The organism is Janthinobacterium sp. GW458P (assembly GCF_002127585.1).
In the GTDB taxonomy this organism is placed as follows: Bacteria; Pseudomonadota; Gammaproteobacteria; order Burkholderiales; family Burkholderiaceae_D; genus Janthinobacterium.
This window is the reverse complement of the sequence record NZ_NEGZ01000086.1, coordinates 1-14,899: the sequence shown is the minus strand read 5'-3', so window position 1 is coordinate 14,899 and position 14,899 is coordinate 1. Positions and strand designations below refer to the sequence as shown.

General features: G+C 63.7%; 18 protein-coding genes and 1 tRNA gene. 6 read left to right on the top strand and 13 right to left on the bottom strand.

From position 1 onward, the window contains the following. The 3 genes from CBW50_RS27015 to CBW50_RS27005 all read left to right on the top strand — a co-directional run. Nucleotides 1–671 (top strand): SelB C-terminal domain-containing protein (locus tag CBW50_RS27015; RefSeq protein WP_172404913.1); only part of this gene is annotated, 671 nt, incomplete at its 5' end. Nucleotides 672–683: 12 nt separating this feature from the next. Continuing rightward, nucleotides 684–779: transfer RNA gene (locus CBW50_RS27010), tRNA-Sec, on the top strand. A gap of 172 nt (nucleotides 780–951) precedes the next feature. Then, nucleotides 952–1,662 (top strand): ABC transporter substrate-binding protein, encoded by a 711-nt coding sequence (locus CBW50_RS27005; RefSeq protein ID WP_226935873.1) that lies wholly within the window; start codon nucleotides 952–954, stop codon nucleotides 1,660–1,662. Between the two features lie 10 nt (nucleotides 1,663–1,672). On the opposite strand, the gene CBW50_RS27000 is transcribed toward CBW50_RS27005, so the two are convergent. The 7 genes from CBW50_RS27000 to fur form a co-directional block, all read right to left on the bottom strand. Further along, nucleotides 1,673–2,413: a GGDEF domain-containing protein gene (locus tag CBW50_RS27000; protein WP_086148365.1), complete on the bottom strand. Its 741-nt coding sequence runs from the start codon at nucleotides 2,411–2,413 to the stop codon at nucleotides 1,673–1,675. A gap of 3 nt (nucleotides 2,414–2,416) precedes the next feature. Next, nucleotides 2,417–2,815, bottom strand: coding sequence for a DUF1987 domain-containing protein (locus tag CBW50_RS26995; RefSeq protein WP_086148364.1), 399 nt, complete (start codon nucleotides 2,813–2,815; stop codon nucleotides 2,417–2,419). A 22-nt stretch (nucleotides 2,816–2,837) separates the two neighbouring features. Continuing rightward, nucleotides 2,838–3,395 carry a SiaB family protein kinase gene (locus CBW50_RS26990; protein WP_086148363.1) on the bottom strand — a complete coding sequence of 186 codons (558 nt, stop codon included), beginning with the start codon at nucleotides 3,393–3,395 and terminating at the stop codon, nucleotides 2,838–2,840. Nucleotides 3,396–3,460: 65 nt separating this feature from the next. Beyond that, a complete protein-coding gene (locus tag CBW50_RS26985; protein ID WP_226935875.1) occupies nucleotides 3,461–4,675 on the bottom strand; it encodes a SpoIIE family protein phosphatase in 1,215 nt (404 codons plus the stop codon). A 172-nt stretch (nucleotides 4,676–4,847) separates the two neighbouring features. Next, the gene (locus tag CBW50_RS26980; protein ID WP_086148361.1) at nucleotides 4,848–5,438 is read right to left on the bottom strand and encodes an NAD(P)H-dependent oxidoreductase; all 591 of its coding nucleotides are present in this window, start codon (nucleotides 5,436–5,438) and stop codon (nucleotides 4,848–4,850) included. Between the two features lie 78 nt (nucleotides 5,439–5,516). After that, complete coding sequence (locus tag CBW50_RS26975; protein ID WP_086148360.1) at nucleotides 5,517–5,876, bottom strand: MerR family transcriptional regulator; 360 nt, start codon at nucleotides 5,874–5,876, stop codon at nucleotides 5,517–5,519. Nucleotides 5,877–5,950: 74 nt separating this feature from the next. Next, complete coding sequence (gene fur, locus CBW50_RS26970) at nucleotides 5,951–6,391, bottom strand: ferric iron uptake transcriptional regulator (protein ID WP_086148359.1); 441 nt, start codon at nucleotides 6,389–6,391, stop codon at nucleotides 5,951–5,953. Between the two features lie 253 nt (nucleotides 6,392–6,644). On the opposite strand from fur, the gene CBW50_RS26965 reads away from it, so the two are divergent. Both CBW50_RS26965 and CBW50_RS26960 read left to right on the top strand, forming a co-directional pair. Further along, a complete protein-coding gene (locus tag CBW50_RS26965; RefSeq protein ID WP_086148368.1) occupies nucleotides 6,645–7,541 on the top strand; it encodes a LysR family transcriptional regulator in 897 nt (298 codons plus the stop codon). 149 nt (nucleotides 7,542–7,690) lie between these two features. Further along, nucleotides 7,691–8,308, top strand: a complete 618-nt coding sequence (locus tag CBW50_RS26960; RefSeq protein ID WP_086148358.1) for an OmpW family protein — start codon at nucleotides 7,691–7,693, stop codon at nucleotides 8,306–8,308. A gap of 78 nt (nucleotides 8,309–8,386) precedes the next feature. Here the strand turns inward: CBW50_RS26960 and CBW50_RS26955 are convergent, their stop codons facing one another. The 4 genes from CBW50_RS26955 to CBW50_RS26940 form a co-directional block, all read right to left on the bottom strand. Next, entirely contained in the window at nucleotides 8,387–9,214 is an 828-nt protein-coding gene (locus tag CBW50_RS26955) for a MetQ/NlpA family ABC transporter substrate-binding protein (RefSeq protein ID WP_086148357.1), read from the bottom strand. Between the two features lie 25 nt (nucleotides 9,215–9,239). Next, entirely contained in the window at nucleotides 9,240–9,914 is a 675-nt protein-coding gene (locus tag CBW50_RS26950; protein ID WP_086148356.1) for a methionine ABC transporter permease, read from the bottom strand. Continuing rightward, nucleotides 9,907–10,716 (bottom strand): methionine ABC transporter ATP-binding protein, encoded by an 810-nt coding sequence (locus tag CBW50_RS26945; RefSeq protein ID WP_086148355.1) that lies wholly within the window; start codon nucleotides 10,714–10,716, stop codon nucleotides 9,907–9,909. Before CBW50_RS26945 ends, CBW50_RS26950 begins: the two co-directional genes overlap by 8 nt. A gap of 324 nt (nucleotides 10,717–11,040) precedes the next feature. Further along, a complete protein-coding gene (locus tag CBW50_RS26940; RefSeq protein ID WP_086148354.1) occupies nucleotides 11,041–11,499 on the bottom strand; it encodes a YbaN family protein in 459 nt (152 codons plus the stop codon). Between the two features lie 465 nt (nucleotides 11,500–11,964). Here CBW50_RS26940 and CBW50_RS26930 point away from each other — a divergent pair, with 465 nt between their 5' ends. Beyond that, nucleotides 11,965–12,531, top strand: a complete 567-nt coding sequence (locus CBW50_RS26930; protein WP_086148352.1) for a YceI family protein — start codon at nucleotides 11,965–11,967, stop codon at nucleotides 12,529–12,531. A 184-nt stretch (nucleotides 12,532–12,715) separates the two neighbouring features. On the opposite strand, the gene CBW50_RS26925 is transcribed toward CBW50_RS26930, so the two are convergent. Further along, nucleotides 12,716–14,524: an NAD(P)/FAD-dependent oxidoreductase gene (locus CBW50_RS26925; RefSeq protein WP_086148351.1), complete on the bottom strand. Its 1,809-nt coding sequence runs from the start codon at nucleotides 14,522–14,524 to the stop codon at nucleotides 12,716–12,718. Between the two features lie 143 nt (nucleotides 14,525–14,667). Next, the coding region (locus tag CBW50_RS29180) for a helix-turn-helix domain-containing protein (protein WP_172404912.1) at nucleotides 14,668–14,899 on the bottom strand (232 nt) is incomplete at its 5' end.

The window sequence follows — 14,899 nt, the reverse complement described above, 5'->3', positions numbered from 1 at the left end:
TGGCGCCGCCGGCCTTGCTGGCGCTGGAAGCGCGCGTGCTGGCCGCCCTGGCCGCCTTCCACGCGCGCGCGCCCGACGAGGCGGGGCCGGAACTGTGGCGCCTCAAGCGCATCGTCGACGCGGAGATGGAAGACGCGCTGTGGAGCCATCTGGTCGACGGCTTGCTGGCGCAGGGCGGCGTGCAGGCGCGCGGCGCCAGCCTGCACCTGCCGACGCACAGCGTGGAATTGACGCCGCAGGAGCAGGCGGTGGCCGAACCGATGCTGGCGGCGCTGCTGCAGGGACGCTTCGATCCGCCCTGGACGCGCGACCTGGCGCGCGACTTCGGCCTGGCCGAGGACGAATCGCGCCGGCTGTTGCGCAAACTTGCCAAGGCGGGCCAGATCAGTCAGGTGGTGCACGACCTGTTCTACCATCCGGCCGCGCTGGCCGGGCTGGCGCAGCTGGTGCGCGATCTGGCGCAAAAAGCTGAAGTGGAAGCAAGCCTGGCGCCCGCTTCCGGCGCCGTCAGCGCGGCCGCGTTCCGCGATGCCAGCGGCCTGGGCCGCAAGCGGGCGATCCAGGTTCTGGAATTCTTCGACCGCGTCGGTTATACTCGCCGTGTTGGCAATGGGCATCTATTGCGTCCGCAAGCGCTGTGGTCCTACAGTGCGGCCTTGCCCAACAGTTAGCTCAGGCACCGCGGAAAGCACACTCATCCGGTGATGTGGCCGGGCTTCAAACCCGGTGGAGGGCGTCAGACGTTCTCCCGTAGGTTCGACTCCTACTGTTTTCCGCCAGTTGTTTTTCTCTCCATCTTCCCCCTGCATGCTGATCCCGGCGTTGGCCCTGAGCCACGTTACGGAAAAATAATGGTTTAATTGATAACGTTCGGCCATGGCCGGCGGGGGCCGATGGTACCATCCTGCAGGTGGCAGGGATGCGTATGCCCTGTGGTGGAAGAAGGCAAGCATGAAACAAGCAAGCATGGCATGGCTGCTGGCGGCGCTGTTGCTGCCGGTGGCGGCCTGGTCGGCGGGCCTGCGCATCGTCGGCGAGCATTTGCCGCCGTCGAGCATGATGGAAGGCAATACCGTCGTGGGACGTGAAACGCTGAAGGTGCGCGACATCATGGCGCGCGCCGGCATCAGCTATACGATAGAACTGCTGCCGTGGAAGCGCGCATATGCGCAGGCGCTGCGCGAGGCCGACACCTGCGTCTTTTCCACCACGCGCACGCAAGAGCGCGAAGCGCAATTTCGCTGGATCGGCCCCCTCAATGAGGCGGAGTGGATACTGTATGGCCTGGCCGAGCGGCACCTGGCGCTGCACACCCTGGCCGATGCGCGCGGCCTGGTCATCGGCACGGTGCTGGGCGACGCGCGCGACGACTACCTGCGCCAGCACGGCATGAACGTGGCGCCCGTCACGCAGGAGTGGATCAATCCGCAAAAGCTGCTGCTGGGACGCATCGACCTGTGGGCCGTCGGCCTGGCGGTGGGCAGCAAGCCCTTCGTCGGCAAGGAATGGGAAGGCAAGGTGGTGCCGCTGCTGACGTTCAACCGCGTGCAGACTTACCTGGCCTGCAACCTCAAGGTGCCCGAAGCGCAGGTGGCGGCCATGCAGCGGGCCGCTGCCGCCATGCGCCGCGACGGCAGCATGGCGCGCGAACTGATACGTTAGCGTTGCGGCGTCAGCTTTCCAGCCACTGGCGCACGCGGTTGCGTCCCTCGCGCTTGGCCTGGTACAGGGCCTGGTCGGCATGGCTGTAGGCCGTTTCAAATGCCGTGCCGGCGCGGTTCCAGCTCAGCCCCACGCTGACGGTGATGGCGCGCGTGATGGGTGCCGCATGGCGCTGGCGCCCGACGGTATCGCAGATGCGCTGGGCGATTTGCGCCGCCTCGTCGCGCGAGGAGGTGGGCCAGACGACGGAGAATTCCTCGCCGCCGACCCGGCCGATGGCCGTTTCCTGTCCCAGCAATCCTTTTAAACAGTCGACCACGGCCTGGATCACGCCGTCGCCTGCCGGGTGGCCGAAATCGTCGTTGACCTGCTTGAACAGGTCGATATCGAGCACGATCAGGGCCATGTCGCCCTGTTCCAGGCAGCGCGAGGCGTGGTCGATCACGGCGCCGCGGTTCAGCGCGCCCGTCAGCGGGTCGTGCGTGGCGCGGTATTCGAGCTGGCCAGCCAGCGTCTGCAATTGCCGGTTCAGCAGATGCATGTCGCGCTCGGCGCGGTCGCTGCGGCCGATCAGGCGGCGCGTCTCGCGCATCAGCCGTTCATAGTGATTGATCAGCTCACCGAGCATGCGCCGCTGTTCCTCGCCCGACGCACCGGCGTCGGCGTGCATGCGGCGGGCGGCGGCCAGCGCCGCCGCTTCCACGGTGAACAGGTCGGGCTCCAGTCCGGCCTCGGAGGTGGCGGCGCGCATGCCTCAGTTGCCCTGCACGGGATGATCGTGGAAATCGAGGGCCGTGAAGTCCTGCTGCAGTTCCTGGCCGAATTCCAGGATGGTGTCATCGTCCTCGTCGTGGTACCAGTTCAGGCGCACCTGGTTGCCGTCCGCGGCCGCCTGGTTCAGCGCGTCGAACAGGGTAAACAGCATCTTCGTGCTGGAGCTGTTGAAGTAGGCCAGCGAGACATTCACGGTGATGGCCGCTGCGCGGCAGCCTTCCAGGTAGGCGCGCACGGCGGCGATCAGCGGGCCATAGAAGGCGGCCGCGTTTTCCGGATACGACTCGCCCTTGATCGACAGGGTGTGCTGCTCGAAACGGAAGTCGATTTCGGGCGAACTCGGGGTCGCGGCGATGAACAGTGGTGACGGTAATTGCATATGCTTTCCTGAGTCGGCTCTTTCAAATGATGGCTTTGATGCAGAAGACGGTGTGGCCAGGCTCCTGGGGGTCCTGGACGAATTCGAATTCCAGCGGTTCGCTGGCGTCGCGCGCCATGGTGAGAAAACCCAGGCCGGCCCCCTTGCTGTCGGGCGGCGCTTCCTCGCGCAGCGCCTTCTTGTAGGCCAGGCGGATTTCTTCCATCGTCATCGTGTGCAGCGGCTCCAGGCGGGCGCGGATCTGCGCCACGTTGTCCGTCGAGACGGGGTTGGCGCACAGCAGGAAAAAACTGTCGCCGCGCGTGCCGATGCAGAACGAGCCGCGCCGCATCTGCTGGTCCAGCTGCGCATCGGGCGTCAGGCTGTCGGCCGAATAATGCATGATGTTTTGCGACATCTCAATGAACGAGGAAAAGATGCGCCGCCGCGTGGGACCGGCCGCGCCGGCCGTGTCGAGGCGCGCCTTGATGGTTTCGGAAATGGCGCTGACCACGTGCTGCGAAAAATAGCCCACGTAAAAAAAGATGATGTTGCGCTTGCGCGCCACGTCCCAAAACTCGTTGAATTCTTCGTACAGCACGTCAGTGCTCCTGGCTAGCCGGTGACCCGGTTTCTTGTTGATAAGGGGGCTTGATGGGCATCAAACTACAGGCGGAAACAGAAAAAGGTCAGGTCGTCGCGGCGCGGCTGCCTGCCTTGCCAGGCCGCGCTGTCGCGCAGCAGCGCCGCCGCCACGTCGCCGGCGGGCGCATCGCGCTGCGCCAGCAGCTGTTCGCGCATGCGCCGCTTGCCGTAGGCGATGTCGCGCGCGCCGCCGATCTGGTCGAGCAAGCCGTCGGTGGTGAGGAACAGCAGGCTGCCCGCGGGCACTGCCAGCGTCTCGTTGTGCCAGCAGTAGCCGGGCGGCGTGTCGACATAGCCGACGCCCATGCGCGCGCCGTCGATGGCGCGCACGGCCTCTGCGCCGGGCGCCACCACGTAGAGCGCCAGTTTCGCCCCCGCGAAACGCAGGCTGGCGCTGGCGTCGTCATAGCACAGGAAGGCACAATCCATGCCGTCGTTCGAGCCGGCGTGGCCCGCTGCCGCGTCGCTGCCGGCGTCCTGTCCCAGCAGGGTCTTGATGGCGCGGCTGACGGCGCCGATCAGGGCGGCCGGGTCGTGCGGCCCGCGGTCGCGCAAGGCCTGGCTCAGGGCCGACGAGGCGATCAGGGTCATGAAGGCGCCCGGCACGCCGTGGCCGGTGCAGTCGGCGATGGCGGCGAACCAGCCGCCCGCATGGCGCTCGAAGAAGTAGAAATCGCCGCCGACGACGTCGCGCGGCTGCCATTCCAGGTGCGCGTCGGGCAGGGTGGCGCGCAGTTCCGCATCGGAAGTGCGCAGCAGCGCGCGCTGGATCACGCTGGCGTAGTCGATGCTGTGCATGATCTGGCGGTTTTTTTCCGCCTGCATGGTGGCCACCACGTTCATCAGCTGCAAGCCGAAGCCGACGCCGGCCAGCGCGCCGTCCTCGGTGATGATGAAGCCGTCGGCCAGCGCCTTTTCGCCCGCTTCGACGGCGCGGAAGGTGAGGTCTTCGATGCTCATGGCGCCGTCGACGATCAGCGGTTCCTTGTCCATGAAGGCGATGCAGCTCTTCTTGCCGTACACCTCATGGTAGAAGGGCTTGGACATCTGCGACATGAAGATATTGCGGCTGATCAAGCCGATGGGCTTCTGCTGCTCCGTGACTGGCAGGCTCATCATGTCGCGCCGCTCGGTAAACAGCTCCAGCACGGCGAAATTGCTGGCGTCGGCCTGCACCGATTCCGTGGGGATGCACAGGTCGGCGGCCACGGACGTGCGATAACGGGGAAGATGCAATCGAGAAGCGTTGAACTCCACAGCGGCTACCTTTACATGACGATCGGACCCTTGTTGTCGCGACGGCAAGGCGGCTGACAAACAGGCAATATCATCATGGTAGCCGTCGAATGTGACGGCTTGATTACCGGCTTGTCAAAACCGTATGCAAGATGGCTGTAGGGCAAGCAACTTACAGGCCCCGGGCCAGCGTCTGCGCCTGCTCCAGCCAGCGTTGGCGCTGCGCTTCGGTGGAATTGATCATGGGGCCGAAACTGGCCACCTTGACGGGCTTGACGCCGCAGAACTCCAGCGTCGTCTTGCGCAGCTGGTGGATGCCGGGCATGCGGTAGACCCAGCGGAAGTACCATGGCGGTGTATCCATCGCGACCAGCAGCTGTGCCGTGCGGCCCTTCAGCAGCTGCGCCGGGAAAGCCTTGCCGGGGCGGTACTTGAAGGCGAAGCCGGGCAGGAAAACGCGGTCGACAAAGCCTTTCAGCAGGGCCGGCGCGCCGCCCCACCAGATCGGGTAGGCGAACACCAGGTGTCCGGCCCAGCTGATGGCTTCCTGCGCCGCCAGCAAGTCCGCTTCCAGCGGCTGCACCTGGCGGTAGCCTTCATGCAGGTTCTGGTCGAAGTCCAGCTGGCCCAGGCGCAGTTCGCGCACCGTGTGGCCCGCGCTGCGGGCCGTGGCGGCGTAGGCCTCGGCCAGGGCGGCGCAGAAACTGTCGCTGGAAGGGTGGCCGAGGAGGATCAATATGCGCTTGGGAGGAGTCTTGGTCATGATGCAGGCTGTCCGTTAAAGAAGAGCCTGCATGCTAAAGCCTGCCCCTAGTGGCAGAGTCAAGCGATGCTTGACCGTTCACGCCGCCTGTTGCTGGCGCGCCAGGCAGTCGCGGATTTCCGTATCGATGTCGGCCAATTGCGCGTCGAGCTGGCGCAGGCGGGCAATGTCCTGCTGCACCTGCGCGCGCTTGGCGGCGATGTGCTGTGACAGGGCGGCCCAGTCCGTATTGTCGCCGGCCAGGACGGGCAGCAGTTCGGCCAGGCGGAAGCCCAGCACCTGCGCCTGGCGTATCAGCCTGACTTGCGCCAGGTCTTGCTGCGTGTAGACTCTGTAGGCGCCGGAACGGCGCACGTCGCCCAGCAGGCCCAGTGATTCATAATGGCGCAAGGCCTTGGGCGAGGTGCCTGCCAGGCGGGCGATTTCTCCGATGTACATGCTTGTCCCTTGTTGAGCTGCGGCGCACGCAGTGTAGCGCAGGTGGCTTGCCAGGCGCTACCTTGCGCGCTGCCTCAGGAGGCTTTGCGCGGCGGGATCTTCTTCGCCGTGCAGTCGGCGCAAGTGCCGTACAGCGACAGCGCGTGCTCGTGCAGCACGAAGCCGCGCTCGGCGGCGATTTCGTTCTGGCGCAGTTCGATGCCTTCGTCGACGAATTCATCGACCTTGCCGCAGCCCGTGCAGACCAGGTGGTCGTGGTGCTGGCCTTCGTTCAGCTCGAAGACGGCGTGGCCCGATTCGAAGTGGCGGCGGAACAAAATGCCCGCTTCGGCAAATTGCATCAGCACGCGGTAGATGGTGGCCAGGCCCACGTCGATTTTTTCGGCCAGCAAGAGCTTATACACATCGTCCGCACTCAGGTGCTTGATGCCTCCTTCTTGAAACAGCTGCAGAATCCGCAAGCGGGGGATGGTTACTTTCAAGCCCGATTCACGCAGTTCCCTCAATATATCCATGTCTCCCATTCCTTTTTGTGATCGCCTGGGCGTGCGCTCAAGCGTGATTTTGCATTATAACGCAAATGATAATCATTACCATTCTCAATAGTGCGCTGAGCCTATTATCGTTCGGCGGCGCCGCCGCGACCAGTGACATCGCCGGCATGCACGATTGCGTTGCCGTCATCTATGCGCAGCATCGTTGGTGTGGATGGAAAACTGCCGCTGTTATCGCTACACTGTGCATTCATCACCAACAATGGGGCAGGGCATGGACCGATTCGATGCGATGCGCATTTTCACGCGCATCGTCGAGCTGCGCAGTTTTACCCAGGCGGCGCATGACCTCGGCTATCCGAAGGCCACCGTCACGCATGCGATCAAGCAGCTCGAAGCGCGGCTGCGCGTGCGCCTGCTGCAGCGGACCACGCGGCAAGTGACGCCCACGCCCGACGGCGAAGCGTATTACCAGCGCTGCGCGCGGCTGCTGGCCGACCTGGAAGAAACGGAAGCCGTGTTCAGTTCGGCGCAGCAGCAGCCGGCCGGCAAGCTGCGCATCGACCTGCACGCGACCCTGGCCATGCAGTTCGTCCTGCCCGTGCTGGACCGGTTCTGTGCCCGCTATCCCCTGATCGAACTGGAAATCGGCATGGGCGACCGCCTCGTCGACCTGGTGCGCGAAGGCGTCGATTGCGTGCTGCGCGTGGGAGAACTGGGCGACTCGTCCATGGTGGCGCGCCGCGTGGCGCTGCTGGAGCAGATGACGTGCGCCAGCCCCGCCTACCTGGCCGCGCACGGCACGCCGCAGGACCTGGCGCAGCTGGCGGGCCACCGCGCCGTCAATTTCTTTTCCGCCCGGACGGGCAAGGTCTGGCCCTTCGATTTCAAGGTGGACGGCCGGCGCCACAGCGTGGCCTTGCCGGGCACGGTGTCCGTCAATAACGCGGACGCATATCACGCCTGCTGCCGCGCGGGCCTGGGCCTGATCCAGGCGCCGCGCTACCACCTGGCGCGGGCGCTGGCGGCCGGCGAACTGGTGGAAGTGCTGGCGCACCTGCGGCCCGATCCGCTGCCCGTGTCCGTGCTGTACCCGCATCACCGGCAATTGTCGCCGCGCGTGCGCGTGTTTGCCGACTGGGTCGCCGGCCTGTTTGCCGAGCTGGCTTGATTTTGCAATGCCGCATTTTCTTGACCTGGGAAAAGAAAAAAATCCCTCTTTTGATGCCATCTAGCACTATTTGATGTGGATCAAAGTTTTTGTTGCACTGCACTCTTAGACTTCGCAGCGTTACTTAACGACAAAAAGAGGGAACTAGAATGAAAAAGTCCGCAACTGCAGCAGCAATCGTCCTGGCCGCCATCGGCGCACTCGCCGGCAATGCAATGGCACAGGAAGGCCCATGGCTGGTCCGTGCGCGCGCCGTGCACATCGATCCGGCCGATAAATCTGCTCCTGTCGGTGGCGTCGGCGCATCCGACCGTTTGACGGTCAGCAGCAAGACGATTCCTGAAATCGATATTTCGTACTTCTTCACGCCGAATATCGCTGCCGAGCTGATCCTGACCTACCCGCAAAAGCATGACGTCAAGCTCGACGGCAACAATATCGGTACCTTCAAGCATCTGCCGCCGACCCTGTCGCTGCAATACCACTTCATGCCGGAAAAACAGTTCAGCCCTTACGTGGGTGCCGGCATCAACTACACGAATATCTCCGACGTGAAATTGCTGAACGGCGCCGGTCGCCTGGAGCATGACAGCTGGGGTTACTCGCTGCAAGCCGGTGTCGACTACAAGCTGGACAAAAACTGGTCGCTGAACTTCGACATCAAGAAAGTGCAGATCCGCAGCGACGTCTTCATCGGTGGCGCCAAGGCCAGCGAAGTCAAGGTCGATCCTATCCTGATCGGCGTAGGCGTCGGCTACCGCTTCTAAGTCATGATAGCGCCCGCAAGGCGCGGACAATAAAAAAGGACGGCCTTGGCCGTCCTTTTTACGTTTGGTGCACGCCGCTTATTTTTTCAGCGTCTTTTCCAGCGCCAGCTGGTAATCCGTCTTTTCGTAGCCGGCCAAATACTTGTTCGTCGCGTCGAGGAAGGCGCGCGAGCGGTAGGCCGCTTCCAGGTCCTTGACCCATGGCTTGGCCTTGTCGGCCGTGCGGATGGCCACCAGGTTGATGTAGCTGTCCGAGATCTTTTCCACGCTAAGGGCCGACGTCAGCTTCATGCCGGCGGCCAGGGCGAAGTTGCCGTTCACAAAAGCGTAGTCGGCGTCCGCCAGCGAACGTGGCAGCTGCGCCGCTTCCAGCGGCACCAGTTTCAGCTTCTTCGGGTTGTCCAGCACGTCGCGCTCGGACGCGCGCAGCGGGTCGACGTTCGGTTTGAGCTTGATCCAGCCCATCTTGGCCAGCATCACCAGCGCGCGCGCCTGGTTGGTCGGATCGTTCGGCATGGTGATGGTGGCGCCGTTTTTGACCTCGGCGAGGGTTTTCTGCTTGCCGCCGTACAGGCCGATCGGCATGGTCGGCACGGTGATCAATGAACTCAATGGCAGCTTGTTATCGGTGGCGAACTTGGTCAGATACACGATGTGCTGGAACACGTTGGCGTCCAGCGAGCCTTCGGCCAGCGCGTAGTTCGGCTGCACGTAGTCGTTGAATTCGACGATCTTGACCTTGTAGCCCTGTTTTTCCAGGATGGGCTTGATGCCCAGCTTCAGCTGGTCGGAGTACGGGCCGGAGCTGGTGCCGATGACGATTTCCTTCGGGTCCTTGGCGTAGGCGGCGGTGGCGAAGGCCAGGCTGGCAGCGGCCAGCAGCAGGTTGCGGCGAATGTGGTTCATGTAGGTCCTTGTTTCTGAATAGGAATTAACGTTTGTCGAGGCGCTTGGCGATGCGCGTGCCGGCGAACTGGATGGTTTGCACCAGCACGATCAGGATGGCCACGGTGGCGACCATGATGTCCGTCTCGAAGCGGTAGTAGCCGTAGCGGATGGCCAGGTCGCCGATGCCGCCGCCGCCCACCACGCCGGCCACGGCCGAATATGACAGGAAGCTGATCGACAGCACGGTCAGGGCCAGCACCAGGCCGGAGCGCGCTTCCACCAGCAGCACGCGGAAGATGATCTGCAGCTCCGTGGCGCCCATGGCGTGCGCCGCCTCGATCACGCCGCGCGGCACTTCGCGCAGGTTCTGCTCCACCAGGCGCGCCAGGTAGGGAATGGCGGCGAACGACAGGGGCACGCTGGCGGCCAGCGGGCCGATCGACGTGCCCGCGATGATGCGCGTAAACGGCGTCAGCGCGACGAGCAGGATGATGAAGGGGAAGCTGCGCACGGTATTGACCAGCCAGCCGAGGATGGCCGACAACGGGCGGTTTTCCAGCGACTGGCCTTCCGAGACGAGGAACAGCAGGATGCCCAGCGGACCGCCGATGAGGATGGCGGCGGTGAGGCCGATGCCCAGCATGGTCATGGTCTGGCCCAGCGCCACCCAGATTTCCGGCAGCAGCTTGATGACGTTATTGATCGATTCTTCAAACATGTGTTGCATCCTTCCATGCGGTGGCTTCAAACGCCTCGGTGCCGTAATACGCCAGCTCGCGTCCCAGCGCCGTCTTGCGCGGGGTGGCCGTGTCGCTCAGGTCGAACTGTTCGGCGATGGCGCCGTTTTCCACGACGGCGACCCTGTTGCAGATGGCGCCCAGCACCGACAGCTCATGGCTGACGATGACGATGGTCACGCCCAGGCGCGCATTGATGTCGCGCAAGGTGTCGAGCAGGGCGCGCGTCGTTTCCGCGTCCAGCGCGGAGGTCGGCTCGTCGCACAGCAGCACGTCGGGGTGGCTGGCCAGGGCGCGGGCGATGGCCACGCGCTGTTTCTGCCCGCCGGACAGTTGCGCCGGATAGCTGTGCAGCTTGTCGGACAGGCCGACGAGCGCCAGGCATTCCTCGACGCGGGCGGCGATCTGCCCGCCCTTGGCCGTGCCATGGATTTTCAATGGGAAGGCGACGTTGTCGAAGACGCTGGCGTTTTGCAGCAGGTTGAATTGCTGGAAAATCATGCCGATGTTCTGGCGCGCGTCGCGCAGTTCGCTCTTGCCCAGGCGCGTCAATTCGCGCCCGGCGACGGTGATGCTGCCGCTGTCGGGACGCTCGAGCAGGTTAATCAGGCGCAGCAGGGTCGATTTGCCGGCGCCGCTCTTGCCGATCAGGCCGAAAATATCACCGGGATAGACTTCCAGCGTGACCGATTTGACCGCGTGGAACTGTTCGCCCTTGGGCAGCGCGAAGGTCTTGTTCGCGCCATCGATGCGAATCACCGGCGTACGGTGTGGTGTGGTCATGCAGTGTTTCCTTTTTTATTGGACCGTGACAGGCGCGCTTGCAGGGGCAAAATCGCCCAGCCTGTTACGTCGGTTGCGTAGTATACCTCCGATCGCGTTATTACTCCTACGACAGAATCTTGCTTTGAATATGCAAATAATGTCTATGTGGGGTTTTTCTGGTTGAAAACGCGGGAAAGCAGGACTCTTGCCGAATTAAATCGCGCCGGCCGGCGCGGCAGGGCCGTATCTTGGTGAAAAGTTCGCCGCGCCGTGGCGGCGCAAAACCGCGGTTTTATCTGACGTTGCGCTGACTTGGCGTTTTGGTGATGCGGGCGCGGTAGTTTACTGCCCGCCATTGCCGTCTTGCTGAGCAGATTCTGCCCCGGCGCCGGCAGGCCCGTCGGGACGGCGCAGCAGGTAAATGAGGACGGCGACCTCCATGACGCCCACCATGGCGATGACCCACCACGGCGGATGGCCCAGGCACATGGCGACGAAGCCGATGGCCATGCCCAGGCAAGCCATGGCCTTGCCGCGCCGCGAGACGGCGCGGTGTTCGCGCCACTGGCGCAGCGGCGGGCCGAAGCGCGCATGCTGCAGCAGCCAGTGTTCCAGGCGCGGCGAGGCGCGGCTGAAGCAGGCCAGGGCGAGGATGAGGAAAATCGTCGTCGGCATCACGGGCAGCATGGCGCCGATGATGCCCAGCAGCACCATCACGGCGCCGGCCGCCGTCCAGGCCCAGCGGCGCAGGCGCGCGCCGTGCGCTTCGCGCAGGGGAGACGGGGCGTGCGGCTCCCGCATCAGGCGAAGGCGCCGGCGACGAGGCCCCGGCTGCGGGGCAGGGTGGTGGTGTGTGCGTTCAAGGTGCTCGTATCGTGGCGCGTGGCCGTCATGTTTTTCTGGCGTAGGTGCTGCGCTATTATGAATGAATCAAGGCGACGCTGCAGGCTTGCCGCAGCCGCGATGATAGCAAGCGCATAGGATAATAACAAGAATCATTCTCATTTGAGCTCTGTCTGCAGCGCTGGATAGCGCTGGATATTTTTAGCAATGCGGACAATAATCGGCAGCAGAAGGCGCTGTGGCGGACCTGATCCACCTTATTATCGATTTTATCGATGCTAACTAGGTAAATTTTCCGTTTTACATCGATCTTCATGCCATGCATAATCTGTTGCAACTGAAGCCAGACAAGCAGCCGCATGCGCTTCCCGCCTGCAGCCGTTTGCGGTTTTGACATCCTCCACTCCCTATCAGGAATCCATCATGAAAAAACTGCTCGCTTTTATCGCCGCCGCCGGTTTCTCGCTGTCCGCCTTTGCCGCTCCTGAAGTCTATGTCATCGATGGCAGCCACACCTTCCCCCGCTTCGAGTACTCGCACATGGGCTTCTCGACGCAGCAAAGCCGTTTCAATAACACCACCGGCAAGGTCACGCTGGACCGCGCCGCCAGGACGGGCGCCGTCGAAGTGCTGATCGACACCAAATCCGTCGATACGGGTTCGACCCTGTTCAACACGCACATCCAGGGCGAAGACTTCCTCGACACGGCCAAGTACCCGGTCGCCACCTATAAATCGACCAAGTTCAATTTCGACGGCGACAAGCTGGCCTCCGTGGAAGGCAACCTGACCCTGAAAGGCGTGACCAAGCCGGTGACCCTGAGCGTCACCTCGTTCGCCTGCGCGCCGCACCCGATGCTGAAGAAAGACGCCTGCGGCGCCAACGCCACGGCCAAGATCAAGCGCTCGGAATTCAACGCCGGCAAATATGCGCCGGCCGTCAGCGATGACGTGACTTTGACCTTCGCCATCGAAGCGATCAAACAATAAAACGTGTGACAAAATCTACTGCGCGTCGCGCTTTGCGGCCTGCGATGCTCACCGTGCTCAAGCACGGTTGCGCTTCTTAGCCACAAATCATCGCCGCTCGCTACGATTTTGTCGGACGTTTGTATGGTACAAAAAACGGCGGACTTCGGTCCGCCGCCATTTTTTTATCTGCTTGCCTCTGCCATCACGCCAGGTGATGCACCTCCTGCTGCCCGTACACGGGCGTGCTTAACCCCTCCATGCGCGCCTTCAGCTGCAGCGACAGGTACTGGGAATAGTGGCGCGACTGGTGCAGGTTACCGCCGTGGAACCACAGCGCTTGCTGCTGCGTGGGTTTCCACATATTGCGCTGTTCGCCCTCCCACGGGCCCGGGTCCTTCGTCGTGGCCGAGCCGAGGCCCCACACCTTGCCCACTTTATTCGCCACCTCGGGCGAGATCAGGTCGGCCGCCCAGCCGTTCATGGAGCCGTAGCCGGTGGCGTACACCACCAGGTCGGCCGGCAGCTCCGTGCCGTCGGACAGCACGATGGAGTGGCTTTTCAGCTCCTGCACGCCAACGCCGCTTTTCAGCTTGATCTTGCCGTCGGCGACCAGTTCCGAGGCGCCCACGTCGATGTAGTAGCCGGAGCCGCGGCGCAGGTATTTCATGAACAGGCCGGAATCGTCGTCGCCGAAATCGAGCATGAAGCCGCGTTCCTCCAGCCGTGCATAAAAGTTGGCATCGCGCTCGCGGATGGCCTGGAAGACGGGTTTCTGGAAGTCGGCCAGGATTTTATAGGGGATCGAGGCGAACGTCAGGTCCGCCTTGTTTGTGGTCATGCCGGCCGCCAGCGCCCGTTCCGAATACAGGTCGCCCAGCGCCAGGTCCATCAAGGAATCGGACTTGACGATGTGCGTCGACGAGCGCTGCACCATGGTCACGTCCACGCCCGCTTCCCACAGGGCGGCGCAGATATCGTGCGCGGAATTGTTCGCGCCGATGACCACCACCTTCTTGCCGGCATACGCGTCCGGTCCCGGATGCTGCGACGAGTGCTGCTGCTCGCCCTGGAACACATCCATGCCCTTGAACTTCGGCAGGTTCGCCTTGCCCGACATGCCCGTCGCCAGCACCAGCTGTTTCGGCTTCAGGGTGACGGGCTGGCCGTCGCGCAGCACCTGCACCGTCCACTCGCCGCTGGCCTCGTCGAAGCTGGCCGATTCGCACGACGTCGAGCCCCAGTAGTTCAGTTCCATCACCTTGGTGTACATCTCCAGCCAGTCGCCGACCTTGTCCTTCGGTGTGAAGACGGGCCAGTTGTCGGGAAAGGGGATATACGGCATGTGGTCGTACCAGACGGGGTCGTGCAGGCACAGCGATTTGTAGCGCTTGCGCCAGCTGTCGCCGGGACGGGCGTTTTTCTCGATGATGATGGTGGGGACGTTCAATTGCCGCAGGCGCGCGCCCAGCGCGATGCCGCCCTGGCCGCCGCCGATGATGACGCAATAGGGCTGGCGCGCGTAGCCGAGTTCCTTTGCTTCCTGTTCGCGCTGCTCCAGCCAGCTGCTGCGGTTCGTGCGCGCGCCGTGCTCGGCGCCCATCGGCCGCCGGCCGCCCTTGGCTTCCTCAAAACCCTTCAATTCGCTCATGGTGGTGAGCAGGGTCCAGATCTTGCCGTCGCGGATGCGGATGAAGCCCACGCCGCGCGCCACCTTCGTTTCCACCGTGATCCAGCTTTGCAGCACGCCGCCTGCCTCGCTGGCGTGTTCGCCGTCGGCGATGCGGATGGAGACGGGCTGCACGGCGCCCAATTGCGCGGCCAGCATGGCGGCGATCTGCTCTCGGCCTTCCAGGGTTTTCAGGTTCCAGGTAAACAGCACCAGGTCGCGCCAGTAGCCGTCTGGTTCGAACAGTTGCGCGGCGGCCGTGCCGTCGCCGGCGCGCAGGGCACCTTCGAGCTGCTCCAGGATGCCGGCCACGGCCAGGTCGTGCGGGTTGATTTCGGTTTGCATCGTGTCTCCTCCAAGTCTGCTGACTTTATGATGGGATGCGGCTGTGTTGCCGCTGACGATGTTGTAACACTGGCGTTTTGAACCCGCATCCCGCAGCGCAGCATGGCGGAATATGAGACGGAAATCTCAGCTTGCCGGATGCCTTACTGGCGGTGCGGCGGCACGATGCGCAGCTGCTTGAGGCGCCGGTACAGGGTGGCGCGCGAGACGCCCAGCATGGCGGCCGCCTGCAGCGGGCGCCATTTGGCGGCGTTCATGGCGTTGACGATGCGCGTGCGTTCGGCCAGCTCCGGCGGCGTGCAGGCCGGCGCGTCCTGCGTCACGGGGGCGGCGCTCTTGACGCGTGCCCGCGCGCCGGCCTGGCGCAGCGGCGCG